Origin of the sequence: Acinetobacter sp. YH16040_T, assembly GCF_024605785.1 — a bacterium.
GTDB lineage: Bacteria > Pseudomonadota > Gammaproteobacteria > Pseudomonadales > Moraxellaceae > Acinetobacter > Acinetobacter amyesii.
The window spans coordinates 1,478,145-1,495,978 of the sequence record NZ_CP094541.1 but is presented as its reverse complement, the minus strand read 5'-3'; the positions used below and the strand labels follow the sequence as shown (position 1 = coordinate 1,495,978).

At 38.4% G+C, this 17,834-nt stretch carries 21 protein-coding genes and 1 riboswitch; of the genes, 11 read left to right on the top strand and 10 right to left on the bottom strand.

Annotated features, from left to right (window positions below):
• Positions 1-45: 45 nt before the first annotated feature.
• A complete protein-coding gene (locus tag MST16_RS07290; protein WP_180011892.1) occupies positions 46-570 on the top strand; it encodes a protein tyrosine phosphatase family protein in 525 nt (174 codons plus the stop codon).
• Here MST16_RS07290 and ispF read toward each other — a convergent pair.
• Positions 558-1,046, bottom strand: a complete 489-nt coding sequence (gene ispF / locus MST16_RS07285; protein ID WP_168378679.1) for a 2-C-methyl-D-erythritol 2,4-cyclodiphosphate synthase — start codon at positions 1,044-1,046, stop codon at positions 558-560. The genes MST16_RS07290 and ispF overlap by 13 nt on opposite strands.
• Positions 1,047-1,146: 100 nt before the next feature.
• On the opposite strand from ispF, the gene MST16_RS07280 reads away from it, so the two are divergent.
• Positions 1,147-1,797: a hypothetical protein gene (locus MST16_RS07280; RefSeq protein WP_180011894.1), complete on the top strand. Its 651-nt coding sequence runs from the start codon at positions 1,147-1,149 to the stop codon at positions 1,795-1,797.
• A 69-nt stretch (positions 1,798-1,866) separates the two neighbouring features.
• Here MST16_RS07280 and MST16_RS07275 read toward each other — a convergent pair whose 3' ends face one another.
• Positions 1,867-3,108, bottom strand: a complete 1,242-nt coding sequence (locus MST16_RS07275) for a D-amino acid dehydrogenase (protein ID WP_180011897.1) — start codon at positions 3,106-3,108, stop codon at positions 1,867-1,869.
• A 134-nt stretch (positions 3,109-3,242) separates the two neighbouring features.
• Positions 3,243-3,333, bottom strand: a riboswitch (glycine riboswitch).
• Between the two features lie 231 nt (positions 3,334-3,564).
• Here MST16_RS07275 and MST16_RS07270 point away from each other — a divergent pair.
• The 3 genes from MST16_RS07270 to MST16_RS07260 all read left to right on the top strand — a co-directional run bounded on the left by MST16_RS07270 (position 3,565) and on the right by MST16_RS07260 (position 5,041).
• Positions 3,565-4,338 carry a hypothetical protein gene (locus MST16_RS07270; protein ID WP_180011899.1) on the top strand — a complete coding sequence of 258 codons (774 nt, stop codon included), beginning with the start codon at positions 3,565-3,567 and terminating at the stop codon, positions 4,336-4,338.
• A 175-nt stretch (positions 4,339-4,513) separates the two neighbouring features.
• A complete protein-coding gene (locus tag MST16_RS07265; protein WP_257222271.1) occupies positions 4,514-4,717 on the top strand; it encodes a hypothetical protein in 204 nt (67 codons plus the stop codon).
• A 60-nt stretch (positions 4,718-4,777) separates the two neighbouring features.
• Positions 4,778-5,041: a hypothetical protein gene (locus MST16_RS07260; RefSeq protein ID WP_257222623.1), complete on the top strand. Its 264-nt coding sequence runs from the start codon at positions 4,778-4,780 to the stop codon at positions 5,039-5,041.
• Between the two features lie 104 nt (positions 5,042-5,145).
• On the opposite strand, the gene MST16_RS07255 is transcribed toward MST16_RS07260, so the two are convergent.
• From MST16_RS07255 to prmB, 3 genes are all read right to left on the bottom strand, one after another.
• The gene (locus tag MST16_RS07255) at positions 5,146-5,481 is read right to left on the bottom strand and encodes an N-acetyltransferase (protein WP_257245705.1); all 336 of its coding nucleotides are present in this window, start codon (positions 5,479-5,481) and stop codon (positions 5,146-5,148) included.
• A 654-nt stretch (positions 5,482-6,135) separates the two neighbouring features.
• Positions 6,136-7,230: a chorismate synthase gene (gene aroC / locus MST16_RS07250; RefSeq protein ID WP_180011903.1), complete on the bottom strand. Its 1,095-nt coding sequence runs from the start codon at positions 7,228-7,230 to the stop codon at positions 6,136-6,138.
• Positions 7,231-7,243: 13 nt separating this feature from the next.
• Entirely contained in the window at positions 7,244-8,254 is a 1,011-nt protein-coding gene (gene prmB, locus MST16_RS07245) for a 50S ribosomal protein L3 N(5)-glutamine methyltransferase (RefSeq protein WP_180011905.1), read from the bottom strand.
• 311 nt (positions 8,255-8,565) lie between these two features.
• On the opposite strand from prmB, the gene MST16_RS07240 reads away from it, so the two are divergent.
• From MST16_RS07240 to MST16_RS07215, 6 genes are all read left to right on the top strand, one after another.
• Positions 8,566-8,871: a hypothetical protein gene (locus MST16_RS07240; RefSeq protein ID WP_078191029.1), complete on the top strand. Its 306-nt coding sequence runs from the start codon at positions 8,566-8,568 to the stop codon at positions 8,869-8,871.
• A gap of 157 nt (positions 8,872-9,028) precedes the next feature.
• Positions 9,029-10,402: an AarF/ABC1/UbiB kinase family protein gene (locus tag MST16_RS07235; protein ID WP_180005577.1), complete on the top strand. Its 1,374-nt coding sequence runs from the start codon at positions 9,029-9,031 to the stop codon at positions 10,400-10,402.
• A 241-nt stretch (positions 10,403-10,643) separates the two neighbouring features.
• Positions 10,644-11,930 carry an acyl-CoA dehydrogenase family protein gene (locus tag MST16_RS07230; RefSeq protein WP_180011911.1) on the top strand — a complete coding sequence of 429 codons (1,287 nt, stop codon included), beginning with the start codon at positions 10,644-10,646 and terminating at the stop codon, positions 11,928-11,930.
• 29 nt (positions 11,931-11,959) lie between these two features.
• Positions 11,960-13,159 carry an acyl-CoA dehydrogenase family protein gene (locus MST16_RS07225; RefSeq protein ID WP_180009497.1) on the top strand — a complete coding sequence of 400 codons (1,200 nt, stop codon included), beginning with the start codon at positions 11,960-11,962 and terminating at the stop codon, positions 13,157-13,159.
• Positions 13,160-13,247: 88 nt separating this feature from the next.
• Positions 13,248-13,733 carry a GNAT family N-acetyltransferase gene (locus MST16_RS07220; protein WP_180009505.1) on the top strand — a complete coding sequence of 162 codons (486 nt, stop codon included), beginning with the start codon at positions 13,248-13,250 and terminating at the stop codon, positions 13,731-13,733.
• Between the two features lie 334 nt (positions 13,734-14,067).
• The gene (locus MST16_RS07215; protein ID WP_180011907.1) at positions 14,068-14,652 is read left to right on the top strand and encodes a lytic transglycosylase domain-containing protein; all 585 of its coding nucleotides are present in this window, start codon (positions 14,068-14,070) and stop codon (positions 14,650-14,652) included.
• Positions 14,653-15,122: 470 nt separating this feature from the next.
• On the opposite strand, the gene MST16_RS07210 is transcribed toward MST16_RS07215, so the two are convergent.
• From MST16_RS07210 to MST16_RS07190, 5 genes are all read right to left on the bottom strand, one after another.
• Positions 15,123-15,662 carry an IS630 family transposase gene (locus MST16_RS07210; protein WP_257245703.1) on the bottom strand — a complete coding sequence of 180 codons (540 nt, stop codon included), beginning with the start codon at positions 15,660-15,662 and terminating at the stop codon, positions 15,123-15,125.
• A gap of 16 nt (positions 15,663-15,678) precedes the next feature.
• Positions 15,679-16,134 carry a helix-turn-helix domain-containing protein gene (locus tag MST16_RS07205; RefSeq protein WP_004973749.1) on the bottom strand — a complete coding sequence of 152 codons (456 nt, stop codon included), beginning with the start codon at positions 16,132-16,134 and terminating at the stop codon, positions 15,679-15,681.
• Between the two features lie 174 nt (positions 16,135-16,308).
• A complete protein-coding gene (locus MST16_RS07200; protein ID WP_180012489.1) occupies positions 16,309-16,845 on the bottom strand; it encodes an ATP/GTP-binding protein in 537 nt (178 codons plus the stop codon).
• 9 nt (positions 16,846-16,854) lie between these two features.
• Positions 16,855-17,466, bottom strand: coding sequence for a hypothetical protein (locus MST16_RS07195; RefSeq protein ID WP_180012491.1), 612 nt, complete (start codon positions 17,464-17,466; stop codon positions 16,855-16,857).
• 105 nt (positions 17,467-17,571) lie between these two features.
• Positions 17,572-17,814: a hypothetical protein gene (locus tag MST16_RS07190; RefSeq protein ID WP_180012493.1), complete on the bottom strand. Its 243-nt coding sequence runs from the start codon at positions 17,812-17,814 to the stop codon at positions 17,572-17,574.
• Between the last annotated feature and the right edge of the window lie 20 nt (positions 17,815-17,834).

Sequence of the window (17,834 nt, the reverse complement as noted above, 5' to 3'; positions counted from 1 at the left end):
CGCCATCTTCGAGATGGCGTTTTACTTTGAAGGATTATTTGTCAGATGAATGAAATCGAAAATGCGTTAAGTCACATTGAAAACTTCCAATATATACATGAACACTTATTAACGTCAGGACAACCATCTCCTTCTGAGCTTCAAACGATTAAAGAATATGGTGTTTCAACAGTTATCAATTTAGCATTGACTGATGCATCCAATCATATCGAGCATGAAGACCGCATTTGCCTAGATCTAGGCCTGAACTACATCCAAGTTCCGATCTCTTGGGATACCCCTTCAGATGATCAATGCCTTTTAGTACTCGATATGATTGACCATTTGGTTCAAGGTCAAACTGTTTGGCTACACTGTGCGAAAAACTTCCGTGTCAGCAGTTTGATGTATTTATATCGTCAATACTATATGGATGTTGATGTGCCAAAGGCTCAAGATTTGATGCATCAAATTTGGGAACCCAATGAAACATGGACAGGTTTAATCCATGCGGTTGCCTTACAACTCCAAGGCCGTAAAGCAACTCAAGATTTACAACATGCGCTGATCCATCCAGATCATTTTGCGTGAGAAATCAGTACTGTTGCAGTAGAAAGAATACCTTCTTGGCGACCAGTAAACCCTAATTTTTCGGTGGTGGTCGCTTTGATGCTAATTTGTGTGACTTCAACATCCATAACATCTGCGATGCTTTGACGCATTTCTAAATTATGTTTTGCTAGTTTAGGACGCTCACAAGCCACAGTAATATCAGCATTATTAAGTACGTATCCACGGTCTAAAATCAGTTGATAAACGTGTTTTAAAAGTACTCGACTATCGGCACCTTTAAATTTTGGATCTGTATCTGGAAAATGCTGACCAATATCTCCAAGTGCCAAAGCACCTAATAATGCATCACAAAGCGCATGTAGTACTACATCACCGTCTGAATGTGCTTTGAGTCCATGTGTATGTGGAATTTGAACACCAGCAAGCGTTACAAAGTCACCTTCTTCAAATGCATGCACATCCATGCCCTGACCGATACGAATTTGAGCTATCATGCTTGAGTTCCTTGAGAAAATAATGATTGAAATCTTGTATTCACGCTTTCTATTTCGCTATAGTGTGGGCAAGCGCAACATAGTGAAAGTATAAGCGATCATGCTGTTGAAAACTGAAATAAATATCATCAAAAAATTCGGATTTGTTCTGCTAATAGGTTCTGGCCTAGCGACGTTTACGCATGCAGAAAAGATAGACTGTGATCATGCCAATACTCTGGCAAAAAAAAATTACTGTTCTGACGGTTTTGAAGAACAGCGTGAAAAGCTAGATGGGCTATTTTTAACAGCGCAGTTGATTACTGATGCCCCTGTACGCTTACTGATAGATACACAAAAATTATGGTACAGTCGTGTTCAGCAATGCAAAAATTTGGATTGTTTCAAACAACAATTTGAGCTTCGCCACGAAGATTTGAATATCTACACCTCGATGAACCAAAGTTTAACGCAGCATTATCTGAAATTTGAAAATGGTCATTTTGCGACATCACCTGTACATTTAAAGGTGCATCAACTGGGCAAAGACAGCATCAAAATTGAAGGCATTGCCTATCGTAATCCGAACAATCGAGTTGAAACACAAACCATTCCCTTTTTAGCTTACACAACACCCGAACAAAAAAATCAAATCACCGATAATGAACACGACTGCAAATATCAGTTCAATTACAGTAAAGCCTTACTCTCAGTAAAAACTGAACAAAAAGGCTGTGAACGGTTTGCAGGGATTTATCGTTTATATGATTAAGATCAAATTCGAATGACTTAGAAAAAAAAGCCTCAAGGTTGAGGCTTTTTTATGTCTACAATATGTCTATTAAATTGGATGTGTTTGCCGCACTTGCTGGCTAATCATTGCAGCTGTTGCCGCAGATAAGGTCCATCCAAGATGACCATGCCCTGTATTATAAAAAATATGATCACGCTTACCTGCATGCACCACAGGCATCATATTGGGCATCATTGGTCGTAAACCCGCCCACGGCACCACATATTCTGTTGATAGATTAAAGTTACGATTTGACCAATCAATTAAGGGCTGAATGCGATCTGCACGAATATCTCGGTTATAGCCATTAAACTCTGCCGTGCCTGCAACACGGAGTCGATTTGCACCTAAGCGTGAAGTCACAATTTTGGCACTTTCATCCAACAGACTCACCCAAGGCGCATTGGCCTGACTTTGTTCATCATTTAAATTAATGGTGATTGAATATCCTTTGACTGGATAGACATTTACGCGGTCACCGAGTTTATGTGCAAGTTCATAACTACCTACACCACCACAGACCACCACAGCATCTGCTTCAAGTATGGTATCAGCATCAGGATGTTCCATATTTTCATCACTGGCTTTTAACTGAACATTGACACCTTTTGCATGATGTTCAAAGTCAGTCACCTCAAAACCCCACATATATTTCACATCAAAGCGTTCTGTTGCTTTAGCAAGCTGCGTCGTAAATTTGTGGATGTCGCCCGTGGCATCCCCCGGACAATAAAAGCCACCATAGTATTCACCTCTCAAACTAGGTTCAATATCACGGATTTCAGCTAATGTCACAGGATGACGTTCTAAGCCCCCCTCACAGAGCATATTATTAACTTGAGTCGCCACCTCATAATCATGTTGATTATGAAAAAAATGTAAAATGCCGCGTTTTTCTAAATCAAACTGCAAGTTTTCATGCTCAGCTATTTCAAATAAACGCTGACGTGCCATCAAGGCGAGACGAACGGTCTCGTGAGTATTTTCACGATAATCTTTAATATGCCCCATAAACTCAAAGAGCCATGAATATTTGTGTAGATTAAAACTTGGATTTAATAATAATGGCGCGGTTTTTTGTGACATCCATTTGATGCCTTTCACCACCGTTGCTTTTTGGTTCCAGACTTCAGCATTACACGCTGATAATTGTCCACCATTGGCAAACGACGTTTCCATCGCAGGATAAAGATGTTTATCGACCACAGTGACACGATAACCGAGTAATCCGAGTTCGTAAGCTGTCGTTACCCCAGTAATACCTGCACCAATCACAACAATATGACACATATAGGCTCCTTGGAAATTATATTTCCTATGTTCGCCCCATCTGTCATTGTTACCTGAGAGCTTTGGTTCCTTGCGAAGCAACGTGAACCTTCCCCTTCGGTGAGTAGGTCCAGCCTACTTCTCTCCAGATTTTTTATATGATTACAGTCCTTTTGCCTGAGAGTTTCCTGGGGGAACTTGCTCCTTCGGCGAGCACGATCTGTGCTTCTCTCCTGCAATCATCCATTCGTTTTTTTATTCGGCATTCATCTTGGTATTGCCTTAGTTAGATATGAGCAATATTTGTACCAAATCTCAAGTCCTATTTGGGTCAATATTGTTAAATAATATTTTTATATCGATTTAAGTTGTTAGGTTATAAATTTAAAATCAATTTTTTTATACCTAAATACTTCATCTTTAAAATAAAGGTTTAAAATACTGAATGAAATTTATATCTAGAAAGATTGAAGTTTTATGTCGGATTCTACCCTTTTCTCTTGCTTTGCATCTGTGATCAAAACACATTCTATTGAAGAATTAACTCAAAGTGATTTACTCCGTCTTAAAACTCTGGGAACTATTCAAAGCTTTTATGCACCATTCGAGGCCATAAATCATGATGCAAAAGTGGTCATCGTCGGCATCTGCCCAGGCCAACAACAATGGCGTAATGCATTAATTGCAGCGAAGGACGGCGTAGAGCAGCAATTATCTGAGGAAAACATACTTAAACTTGCCAAGAATAGTGGTGCTTTTAGTGGTCCTATTCGTAAAAATTTAACTCAACTGCTAGATCATATTGGATTACAGAATCAATTAGGCATACAGACCACTGCAGAGCTATTTAGCAATCATCAAGATATGGTGCAAATGTGTTCGGTCTTACAGCAATGTATTTTGGTCAATGGAAAAAATTATGCAGGCTCAATGCCCGCAATGTTGAAAAATGAATTATTAAAACAACATATTGATGATTATTTTATTCCTATGATTCAACAGCTTCCGAACGCAATTTATATTCCGCTAGGCAAAGGTGTAGATGAGGTTTTAAATTATGTAAGCAGCTTAGGCTATTTAAAAGATCAGCAGATTTTAGCAGGACTTCCCCATCCATCGGGTGCGAATGCTGAACGGATCAAATATTTTTTAGGCGAAAAACCACGTGACCAATTGTCTCGACAAACCAATCCCGAGCAGATTGATAGCGCAAAATCACAGATCTTACTTAAGTTATCTAAATTTCAATGAAATAAGATTTACATCACTTAATAATATTTTTTATTTGAATATCGACCACTTATATCAAAGCAGTGCTCAAACAAAACTAGAAAAGTGTGATGTATTTTACTTTTTTGTTTTTTCTGTGTGAATATGCGCCAAAATAAATATTGCTTATAAAAATAACGCTAACATGGAAAAACACATGAAAAATTATTTAGTTCTAGGATTTACACTCCTACTACTCACAGGTTGTATTACCGTACCTAAAAATAAACCTGAAACCAGAACATTAAAGCTGAATGGTGTGAATACCGTTGAAAACAGTAACGTAATCCAACGAACCATTACTCGAGGTCAATTACTGTGTGAAACTGGACAAAAATGTCCTGAACTTGCAATTGATTAGCAAAAGAATAAAGGTGAGTATGCACTTTCACTGCATTCTTATGATCAACAGCAGCTTGATATGAATGAAATATCTTTTGTGATCGACGGCAAAGTATTGTCTTATCCTGCAATAGGTCAAACAAATTATCGTCGCTTAGATAATTCAAATGTGATTGATTCTTCTAATACCGTGATGATCCCAGATGCTGTGCTTAAACAATTTCGGGACGCAAAAAATATTGCTGTGATTATGATTACCAACCAAGGTGAAATCGCACACTATATGTTAAAAAATCAAAAATCTTCAGATGCCTACCGACTATTTTTACGTGCTTACTCTTAAGCCCAAATAGTCTAAAATAAAAATCCCAAATGTTAGTGTATGTTTTCTTTTGGGATTTTTTATTCATCTCGCTTTATAAATTGATCAAATACATCACATGGTCTTTATTTTATTCGTTTAATTAATTGTTTAATTGTGAGTTCACAAATCGGTTGACCCACCTCTAAATGAAGTGGATAAGCTTGATTTTCATCTGTTAGCTTATAGCCACGTCGTTGATAATATTTTATTAATTCTAAACGCTGATCAATCACATACATGACAAATTCTTCAACATTGGGTTCAATCAACATCGCTTGCTGTTCTGCAAATTGCAATAATTTTTTTCCTAAGCCCTGAGCTTGCTCATTTGGATGAATTGCAAAATGACCAATTTCACAGCTCATCCCCTGCATTTGAATACCAATACACCCCTTGATCTGTGTATTTTCTGACTCCATCACATATAGATGAAAATCCTTTTTTTTGTAAGATTTGACTGAGTTGAGATACATTTATTCGATTTCCTCGAACAATATGATGTTCCGTGGTCCAACTCTTGGGATGATTTTCCCGATAGGCTATATTCATTAAGCTTTCAAGCTACTGAATATCGTCAAGTAAAGCTTTTCGTATATTCATATTTTTAGCTATTTATTTTCATGGGTCTATTTTACTGAAATAAAAAAACCAGACAATTGTCTGGTTTTTTTATGCAATTTGCTCATCAGTGTAGCTCGCTAGCGCTATTCACCAACCGCATCGGAACAAAAAGCAGCGCTTTGTTATTTATCCACTGTGACTTGCTAAAGCTATTCACTAACCGCGTTCGAAAAAAAGCAACGCTTTGTTATTTATACACTGTGACTTGCTAAAGCTATTCACTAACCGCGTTCGGAACAAAGCAACGCTTTGTTATTTATCTACTGTGACTCGCTAACGCTACTCACCAACCGCGTTCGGAACAAAGCAGCGCTTTGTTATTTATCTACTGTGACTCGCTAACGCTACTCACCAACCGCGTTCGGAACAAAGCAGCGCTTTGTTATTTATCTACTGTGACTCGCTAACGCTACTCACCAACCGCGTTCGGAACAAAGCAGCGCTTTGTTTCCTCACTTGGGTTCAATTGGGGCAAATGGTGCAACAACCTCTGCATTTTGTGCACGGTTACGCATGAAGTGATCCATGAGCACAATTGCTAACATTGCTTCCGCAATTGGAGTTGCACGAACACCGACACAAGGATCATGGCGACCTTTGGTCAACACATCAGTATCTTCACGATTAATCGTAATGGTTTTACCCGGCGTAGTAATGGATGCTGTTGGTTTTAAAGCAATCGCAACACGAATGTCCTGACCACTCGAAATACCGCCCAAAATGCCGCCAGCATGGTTTGCCAAGAAACCATCCGTAGTTAACTCATCACGTGTTTCATGACCAAACTGCTCAGCAACACCAAAGCCATCACCAATTTCCACACCTTTTACAGCATTGATGGACATCATGGCATGTGCAATATCTGCATCTAAACGATCAAATACAGGCTCGCCCCAACCGACTGGCACTTGCGTCGCAATAATTTCCAGTTTGGCGCCACAGCTCGTTCCTTGTTCACGAAGTGACGTTACGAGAGCTTCGAAACGTGGGACGGCATCTGCATCACCACAGAAAAATGGGTTATTCGGAACTTCATTCCAGTCCAATTTCTCTGCTTTTTCGGTACCAATTTGGGTTACATGACCACGAATTTCTATGCCGAATTTCTCAAACAAGAATTTTTTAGCAATCGCACCCGCAGCAACACGCATCGCAGTTTCACGAGCACTCGAGCGACCACCACCACGATAATCACGGAAACCATACTTATGTGTATACGTATAGTCTGCATGACCCGGACGGAAGGTTTGCGCGATGTTGCCATAATCTTTTGATTTTTGATCTGTGTTACGGATCAATAGACCAATCGATGTACCGGTCGTTTTGCCTTCAAATACGCCTGAAATAATTTCAACTTCATCGGGTTCTTTACGCTGAGTTGCAAACTTAGATGTGCCCGGCTTACGACGATCCAGATCCTTTTGCAAATCGGCTTCAGTCAGTTCAATACCCGGTGGAACCCCATCCACAATGGCCATCAGACCAACGCCATGAGATTCACCACAAGTCGTTACACGGAAGAGTTGCCCTATACTATTACCTGCCATGTCAAACGACTCCTTATGCTTGAACAGATTGAATGAATAAATCTCGGTATTTGCGGCATTGAGCAGCAGTCAATGCAAAGATACCTGTACCGCCTTTTTGGAACTGTAACCAATAAAAATCAACGGTATTGAAGTTTTGACGCATTGCCCATTCAGAGTTACCCACTTCGATCACAATTAAGCCATCTTCAGTCAGGTAATCTGCAGCTTGTGCCAACATTTTACGGACAAGATCCAAACCATCTTGACCCGCAGCAAGCGCCATTTCAGGTTCATGGTGGAATTCTTCTGGTAAATCTGCCATGTCTTCAGCATCCACATACGGTGGATTCGACACGATTAAATCATATTGATTTTCTGCTGGAATTTTGGCGAATAAATCAGACTCAAGTAAAGCCACTTGATATTGTTTATTGTGGTGTTCACAGTTAATTTGCGCCACTTCAAGTGCATCTTTAGATAAATCTGTTGCATCAACTTCAGCATCTGGGAATGCATAAGCTAAAGCAATCGCGATACAACCTGAACCCGTACACATATCTAAAATGCGCTGAGGAGTTTTTGGACTGGCATTTTCAGGTAGATTATTAACCGCAGCACCCATTTCGCCATTTTCACCTAAGCAATATGGCGCAAAACGGTTTTCAATTAACTCTGCAATTGGAGAACGTGGAATCAGTACACGTTCATCGACATAAAATGGCTTACCAAAGAAATATGACAAGTTTAGTAAATAAGACGTCGGAACTTTTTCATTAATACGACGTTCTAACAATGCTAAAAATTCTGCAACTTCACTTGGCAATAATTTTGCATCTAAGATTTCCGCATCTGCATTCCAATCTAGAGATAACGTTTGTAAAACCAATGCTGAGCTTTCAGCAAAATAGTCTTCTGTACCTTGTCCTAAGTGGGCATCATATTGACGTAAAGCTGTTACCCCAAAGCGGATATAATCACGAATTGTTGATAGGTTTTCAGCTGCTTCCTGTAAATGTTCAGGGCTAATAGTCGGTCGATCCACTTAAGGCGTCTCCAGTTCATAATTTTTTAAACGCCCTATGATACCTTGTTTTGATGCTATTTATAATAAAAATACGGCATTATTCACAGCTTGAAAGCATTTCATAACCCGCATATATAGGTCAGATACATTCGCTGAAATGAAATGTATACTTTAGGCTTTTCTTCAGCATGCTATAAAACCTAATACATAAAAATTACGAATAAAAACCAATTCAAGCTCAAATGTTTAGCAATTTGTACTTGATCCCAAGCTTTAATTTTATAAAATCATCCCCATACAAACAGTTAAATTTTAAATGCGGAGCTCCAATGAGCTATAAGCACAATAACCTCATGGCTATGCGTCAAAGCTATTGGGAAGACACTCAGTCTTTAAATGTGCAAACTGAAAAGGCATTTTTTCAGCAACTACTGATCGAACATCAAGTTTTCCCTGATGCGAGTCTAGAAAACGCACGTACCCTATTTTTTAGCTTACCGAGCATTATTATTGTCAAAGGTTATGCTGCCGGATTTAAAGACGAATCTGTCCAACATCTTATTCATCAACATATTGAAGAACATAAAGCTGCATTGATGCAAAATGATACGGTAAAAATCAAATATCGTTTATAGTTTTATTTCCAATGTGCCTGTCTATGTGGCATCTTGCTTAAGTTTGCAAATGCTTACTGCATATTCAGTAAGTTGAACTATTTTAATACGTTAAGAAACGTTAAAATTAGCTACAATGTATTTTTCTGCGAATTGCTGATTAAAGGATTTAATTTACATGTCAGATCAGAACGATAAGCTCAAACACTTGAAAACGTCTTCTATGGATCGACGCTTATCTATCGCAAAGGCATCGCTACTTGCGGGAACTCGTTGGGCAGCATCAAACGCCACTTCTATTTTTTCGAGTGAAGAAGAAAAAGAGAAAAAGCGTAAAAAAGCCATGAAAGATCAGGCTGAATATCTCGTCGCAGAAATTGGTAAATTAAAAGGTTCAATTGTAAAAATCGGGCAAATGATGGCATTGTATGGTGAACATTTTCTGCCTGAAGAAATCACCCAAGCCCTCAACACGCTGAACAATCAAACAGTTGCATTGGCATGGCCAGCCATCAAAGTCCAATTACAAAATCAACTTGGCTCAAAGCTTGATGATCTCGTGATTGATCATGAGCCACTTGGCACAGCATCTCTGGCACAGGTTCACCGTGCAAAACGCAAATCTGATGGTTTAGAACTGGTTTTAAAAATCCAGTATCCGGGTGTGGCAGATGCAATCGATTCAGATATGAATCTATTCAAAAACATGCTCAAACTGACACGAATGGTTCCTCAAACCCGTGAATTTGATCAGTGGTTTGATGAAGTTCGTGAAATGATGCATCGTGAAGTAAATTATAAAATCGAAGCAGATACCACTCGCCGTTTTGCAGCACGCTTAAAAGAAGACCCACGCTATATCGTGCCGCAAATCATTGAAGGTTATTCAACACCTCAAGTGCTGTGTATGACCTTTGAACGTGGTGTGCCGATTAACAGCCCAGTGATGCTGTCACTTCCTCAAGAGCGCCGTAATGCCTTAGGTGAAGCATCACTTGAGATTGCCGTACGTGAAATTTTTGAATGGGGTGAAATGCAAACCGACCCTAACTTCGGAAACTATTTGGTCCGTTTAGGCAATGGTGCGGATGTGCCAGATAAAATTGTTCTCCTCGACTTTGGTGCGATCCGTCAGTTCGATGAGCATCTATTAGGCGTTGCGCGTAATTTGATTACCGCGGGTTACCATCACAGCTCTGAGCAAATGGTCAAAGCGATGACAGGTTATGAGTTCTTTGATGGTATTCCACAAAGTATTAAACCTGATATGGCTAAAGTCTTTTTGTTAGCGACAGAGGCATTTAGTAGCACTGAAAATAACCCAAACATCCCTGCTGGTGTTATGGACGAACAACAACGCTATGACTGGAAAAAAAGCCAATTACATAGCCGTGTGATGCAACAAGCGTCAAAATCGATGGCATCTCGCTATTTCTCAGTTCCACCTAAAGAGTTTATGTTTATTAGCCGTAAATTTATCGGTGCATATACCTTTATGACCGTCATTGAAGCAAAAACCAATGTTCGTCGTATGATTCAAAAATATCAATAATCATTCAATACAGACCTTAAAACTTGGCTGACTCAAATGTCAGCCAAGTCAATTTTAAAATAACAATACTTTTAAGCCTTTTTACTTTTCTATTCTTAATTAATTATTTAGCTATCGAATCCCACCTAATCTCGCCGTTTATCTTTGACAATCATGCATGTCATTTATGACATGGTTTTTCTATCTTTGGCATGTCAGCATTAAATAAGAACAACGCAAATGGAAAACAACAATGACCAATATGGTAAACAAGGCACAAGGATTTGGACTCTCACTTTTAACAAAAATTGCCGGAAGTGATGTACTCGATCAGTTTAAACTGCGCAAATTTGTTGAAAAATCTTTGTATCAGAGCTCAAAAGCTGGTTTTAAAACCCTGAGCCAGACGCAAAAAGCATTTCAGACCAACAAAGATGTGCATAAGCAACGTTTGCCAAATCAACAAAAATCATTATTTGATTTAAACCTGACTGAAGAACAGCAAATGACTGCTGATGCGATGCAGCAGTTTGCCACAGAAGTCTTGTATCCCCTTGCTCATCAAGCCGATCAAGAGGAAAGATTTCCTGAAGCGTTATGGCAACATATCCAAGATCTAGGTCTAAATTATTATGCCTTACCTGAAGGTTTGGGTGGCGTCGCGGCAGAAAAAAATATCATTAGCAATATCTTAATTGCTGAACAATTGGCTGAAGGTGACTTTAGTTTAACAGCAGGTTTACTGTCGACGTTTAGCTGTATCAACGCCATTACCCAATGGGGTTCCGAATCTGTTCAAGCAACCTACTTAGCGGCATTTGCAGATGATTCAGCCCTACGTGCAAGCTTTGCGGTTCAAGAGGCAACAGCGGCATTTAATCCCTATCAACTTAAAACTCACGCGATTGCTGATGGCCAGCAGTATAAAATCAGTGGGGAGAAAACCTTAGTCCTTCTAGGCGAACAGGCAGATGTGCTGTTAGTGAGTGCCATGCTCAATGGACAGCCTGAAGTTTTTATTGTGCAACGCGACCAGAGCATTAGCGCAAAAAAAACACCTGCTATGGGTTTGAAAGCCACTGAAACGGTAACTTTAAAATTTGATCAGACCCCTGCCCAACGCTTAGGAGATCAAGATTTCAATTACACCTCATTTATCGATCTTGGCAACTTAATGTGGTGTGCCATGGCTGTTGGCACCGCAACTGCAGTCAAAAAATATTGCATTCAATATGCAAACGAACGTACAGCTTTTGGAGAGCCAATTTCGCACCGTCAAAGTGTGGCATTTATGATTGCAGATATGGCAATCGAAATTGATGCCATGCATATGCTCATCCTCAATGCAGCAAGCCTAGCCGAAGCCGGCAAGCCTTTTCATCGTGAAGCCTATTTAGCTCGCGTGCTATGTGCTGAAAAATCGATGAAAATTGGGACCGATGGCGTGCAAATATTAGGTGGTCACGGCTTTACCAAAGAACATCCCGTAGAACGTTGGTATCGAGACTTACGTGCCACAGCGATTCTTCAATCTGGCTTGCATGCTTAATTCAGCAAAATAAAAACAAGGAAATGTCCATGAACTTACAAAATCCGAAAAAATTTAAATTGCTGATCGACCAAGCCCATGAAGTCGCATTAAATGTTCTACGTCCTATTTCACGTAAATATGACAAAGCCGAACATGCCTATCCTAAAGAGTTAGACATGTTATCTTCCCTCGTCGACGGTATGAATGATGGCGGAGATGGCATGAATGCAGGTGCTGCCGTCAATAAACGTGGTGACACAGACACTGGTAATAAAAACGGTGTCAATATGTCGACAGCCCTCAGTATCATCGAGATGTGCTATGGAGATACAGGCCTGTTGCTCAGTATGCCTCGACAAGGGCTTGGAAATTCGGCTATTGCAGCAGTAGCCAATGATGAACAACTAGAACGCTTAAAAGGAACTTGGGCCGCTATGGCCATTACAGAACCCAATTGCGGCTCTGATTCTGCTGCTATTCGGACAACAGCGACGAAAGATGGCGATGAATACATTCTCAATGGGGAAAAAATCTTTGTCACCTCGGGTGAGCGTGCTGATTCCGTGGTGGTTTGGGCAACGCTAGATAAAAAATTAGGCCGTGCAGCGATTAAATCCTTTGTTGTTGAAAAAGGTACGCTGGGCATGACTGTAGAACGCCTAGAACATAAATTGGGTATTAAAGCTTCTGATACGGCTGCCATTAGCTTTGTAGATTGTCGTGTCCCTGCTGCAAACTTATTAGGCAATGCTGAAATTGATGTAGCAAAGGGTTTTGCTGGGGTTATGGAAACTTTTGATAATACTCGCCCACTCGTTGCCGCGATGGCTATTGGCTGTGCCAAGGCATCTTTAGAGCGAATTAAAGAAATCTTTAAAGATGAATTAGATGAGCAGTATTCAACACCGATCTTACAAAGCTCGAATATTGCTGCACAAATATATCGAATGGAAGCAGACTGGGAAGCAGCACGTCTCCTCATGCTCAAAGCCGCATGGATGGCCGACAACAAAAAACCAAACTCACGTGAAGCATCCATCGCTAAAGCAAAAGCAGGCCGTGTAGGTAATGAAATCACGTTAAAGTGTGTAGAACTCGCAGCGGCTGTCGGCTATAGCGAAGATGAATTATTAGAAAAATGGGCACGTGATTCAAAAATCCTCGATATATTTGAAGGCACACAGCAAATTCAACAATTAATCGTTGCACGTCGTGAACTGGGTAAAAGTTCAAGCGAATTAAAGTAATTTTTTGCTTGAGTAATTTTAAACTTAGAGATGGATTTTTTTATAGGATCAGTCTATAAAAAATCCATCTTTTTGTTTTTCGATGATTATGTTTCAGATCCGACCACTTCAACTTGAAGACAATGTAAGCATTGCCAATGTCATTCGCACAGTTTCCAAAGAATTTGGATTAGCACCTGAATCAGGATTTGCCGTTGCAGATCCAATTTTAGATGATTTATATCACGTCTATACGCAAGCAAATGCACAATATTGGGTTATTGAAAATCAACACGGTACAATTTTAGGTGGTGGGGGCCTTTCTCCTTTAGTTGGAGACTCAAGCATTTTAGAAATCCAAAAAATGTATTTTATGCCTGAATTACGTGGTCATGGCTTAGCCAAAGATATTTTAGAACTTTGTTTTCAATTCGCCAAAGATCATAATTTTAAAGCGTGTTATTTAGAAACTACACATACACTTGGGCAAGCAGTGAAACTTTATGAAAAAGTAGGATTTCAACACTTACAAGCTCCCAAGGGCAATACAGGTCATAGCCAAGCATGCGAAATTTGGATGCTTAAAACGCTTTAAACTCAGATTCCACTAATACCTCTGAAAAGAGTTATAGCTTTTCCAAATAGGGATATTTAATGAGTGGATATTCTAGTTTTTTATAACTAAAGTTCTCGGGATTTGAATGCCCCACAATCTTAAGTAAGAATGTAAAGAGAGAAATACTGACTCAATTAACACGATCTGTTTTTCTCTCTTCACTTAAAAAATCATGTAATTTGAGTACATTTCCATCAATTCTTACAATTTCACTGTACAGAGCATCTTAAGAAAATATTGACCTCTAAGTCTCCAGTTCATAATATCGCTTTAGAAATTACACTTAGCCATGATTATTTTAAAGTGAATATAAATGCAGAATGTACTGAATAAAACTCGCCTTTCAACTCGTCTTTCGTCGCTCCTAAACGCTCACAGCTTAAAGTTTTCAACTGTTATTATATCTGTAACCCTGATTTCTGGATGTTCATCACTAGGTGGTGGCTCTGTAGAAAAACGTGCAGTTAAACTTTCATCAGGGATCCAAAAGGCCTATTCAGTCAATCCTGAAACTGCAAATCGAGTGTCACCCTACATTGTGCAAACTGCCGATCAATACAACTTAGATCCTTTACTACTGGCTGCCGTTATTCGCCAAGAATCAACTTTCCGCCCTTATGTCAGTTCTCCTGCAGGTGCAGTCGGTTTAACTCAGGTGATGCCACGTTATTGGCAAGCAACATGCCCTGGGGATTTATATGACGAATTAACCAATATTAATTGTGGGTCATTTATTTTAACTAAATATAAAAATGCCGCTGGCAGCATGCCAAAAGCTTTAGCCTACTATAATGTCGGACCTACTGCTTATAACACCAATCGAAAAATGAAAAAACAAGGCAAACGTTATGCAAAACAAGTGAAGCAACATCAAAATAATTTAAAAAGTGCATTATAAAAGTAAAGTTCAATCCTATGACCTAGGATTGAACTTTCAATATATATCACAAATAATTGAATTTAATAGACTTAAATCACAAATATTAATCTAGAAATAATATTATATAATATATTTTAATGATCAGAAAATAAACAAACAGCACAGATATTTAATACTTATTTCGTCTTATGTAATCTTTTTTATATATTAAAATAATGGAATAATACATTAAATCTATTAATAAAAAAACTCTTATAAAACAACAACCCTAATGGAATTTCATATACAACAATTCTATAAAAAGTTTAAATATTCTACACAATACTACAACTATTAGCAGCCAAGAATCGTTTAAAGACCATTTTTACTTTATTTATTATTAACAATAATCAACCAGCTGATTTTTTTTAGCATTGTTTATTCATTATTTTTAGCTAATATCTTATACGTCAGTAAAACTATATTACTGATTAACATATAAGTTGTCATTAAAAAGTAAACATGTATTCTTTTCCGAATTGGTTTGATACTTTCTCCACCCATTGCTCTATTTTATCAGCTGTCATGACTTGAAAATCTCGCCAATAATATTTCATCTGCTTCCATACCATCTCGATTCGATTTAACTCAGGGCTATAAGCTGGAATAAAATACAGATTCGTCGAAAAGTTAGTTTTAAGTAGCTCTCTGTAATCAGCCATCTTTTTACTTCTATGAATCGAGGCATTATCAACAATAAGAACCAATGGAAGGTTATACGTCTGTTTAACTTGTTGAGCTATTCCAGTTAAATAGGCATAAAACCAAGTGCTTGTAACTGACTCTTGTAAACAACTTGTCACCAGTTTCCCCGTTGAAAGCAAACACCCCATGACATTAACTCGTTTTAATCTTATTGCATCAACCGCATGAACATTACCTATCTTTGTCCACGCATAGCGGTTATCAGGTGTAGATGAAAACCCTGTTTCATCAACATAACCTAATATAATTTCACCACGTGCCGCTTGCTCTCGTAATTCTTCAATCTGCTGTGTTGCTTGTTCAAATACAATCGGATCTCTTTTTTTTCAAGCTATGACGGGTACGCTTGAAGACCATACCTGAATCACGTAAAAACTTACGAATGGTTTCAACAGACACGGACACTTCGTATTCTTCATGTAGTTTGACTCGGATTTGTTCTGCATTGAGTGGACTTGTATTGACCCAATCTAAGATTTTCGCCTGATAGTCTGAGATCAATGTATTGGGTCGACCTGAGCGATGACCTTCTTTAATCGATTCAAACTCATACAATTCCCAACGTCGGCGTTGTAGCCTTATGGTTTCTGGGATACGTTCTTGTAGAGTGGCAACTTCTGCAACACTTTTACCTTCGGAAAGCCAGAGAATAGTTTGGGCACGTTGTCTTTCACGCCAATGTTTTGCATGTTTGGCCAGAAAAATGAGTCGTTCTCGCTGTTCTAAACTAAGTGGTACAGAAACAATCCGAGGCATGTGTGAACATCTGTTAACTAAAAAAACCTTTTCGCATGATTAGTTATTTTTGTCAACTTATATTCAACACCGGACACATCAGAAATTAACTCCTTCATGAGTTTATGTGCATGTTCAATAAGCTGTAGTGGTGCTGAACGTGTTGTACGAATTGCTGTATTCATAATATCTTCATTAGATTGAAAGTTGAACTTCAGCTTTTGCAATAAGTGCTTCTAGAATAAAAAGAATGTCTTTTTTATTTCTAGCATCGATATAAAAAATCGGGTGATGTATTTGTTGTGAATCCTGCCATTCTTTATAAAGTTTGGTGGATTTATACTGCGTACTGTCTAAATGCGTAATCGCGATGATGATGTTTTCATTATTTTCAGAAAAATAATTTAAATAATCATTCAGCTGCTGAATTGGATGGTCATGTGTATGATCAATCATAATAATTGTACCAATCGCGCCGTTACAAATGGTATTCCATATAAAGTTAAATCTTTCTTGGCCCGGCGTACCATATAAACCAAGTTTAGTACCATCGGCGAGAGTAAGTTCACCATAATCGATCCCAACTGTAGTCAACATTTTTTGATGTGCATTTTGATCAGTATTCAGCGCTTCTGTACTCAGTACAGGAATATCAGAAATACTTTGAATAGCAGTGGTTTTTCCGGCACCCATCGTTCCGGCAAATACGATCTTGTATTGCTGTAAAATCATAATGAAATTTTAGATTCCTAATTTTTTTCGAAGACTACGGAAAAAACTCTGTAGTGGTTTTGAAGATTCTTGAGCTGCTTTTTGGCTATGATAGACAGTCGCCATGGCCGGTATCTCTTCTATGATTTGAGCTATGTGGGATGCAAATAAATATCGATTAATAAAGTTTTGGCTTAAATGTATTTGTTCAGCAATATATTGAGTAGAACTGCCTTCCATAAAAAAAGCGGATATTTTCAATAGTGATTGTCGCTCAGCACAATGCATAGGCTGTGGCCAATGCAAAAGTTTATAGTGGCTTGTGTAATTGGGGGGAGTATCATCTAGGTAATCCCAAACAAATTGCCATAATCCATGCTGTAAATTTATTGATTCCAACCCATATTTAAAAGTGACTACTGTATTGGTATCTGCTGGAATGAGTGTGAATTCGGAATTTTGTGTGATTTGTATATTTTGTTCTATCCAAAACTCGTTGCTTAAGTTATCAATGAGTGCGATTGGTTTTTGATCTAAAAGCAATAGTTGACGTTGATGTTTATTTAAATCTTTAAAAACCTGTGAGATCTGGAGTGCATTTAATTTAGGTTTTATGTCTTGAACAACTACAGGATTGGACACATTTACAGGATTAATAGCACGGAACCTTAACGCAACTAAATGCTCTAACCAATGCTCAAAATGATTGGTATTTGTTAGGGGTAAAAACAGGGTATCGTGTTCGATTTAATTTGCTTTCAATTCATTTTTTTTAAGTTTAAGTATGATTAAAGCTTCGTGCCTTATATTATTTATATTCGGCAGGTCGATAAAGTCATCATTGATTAATAGGACTTGGAGTTTCGAATCTGCAATGTTTGTCCAATGAATAGTAAAAGTTTCAGATAGCTTATTTGAAATAATAGATTTAATGTCATTGATAACATTTAGATTTAAGCCAAAGACAGAAATATATAATGTGCTATTCATGAAATTGTCCAGAAAAAACT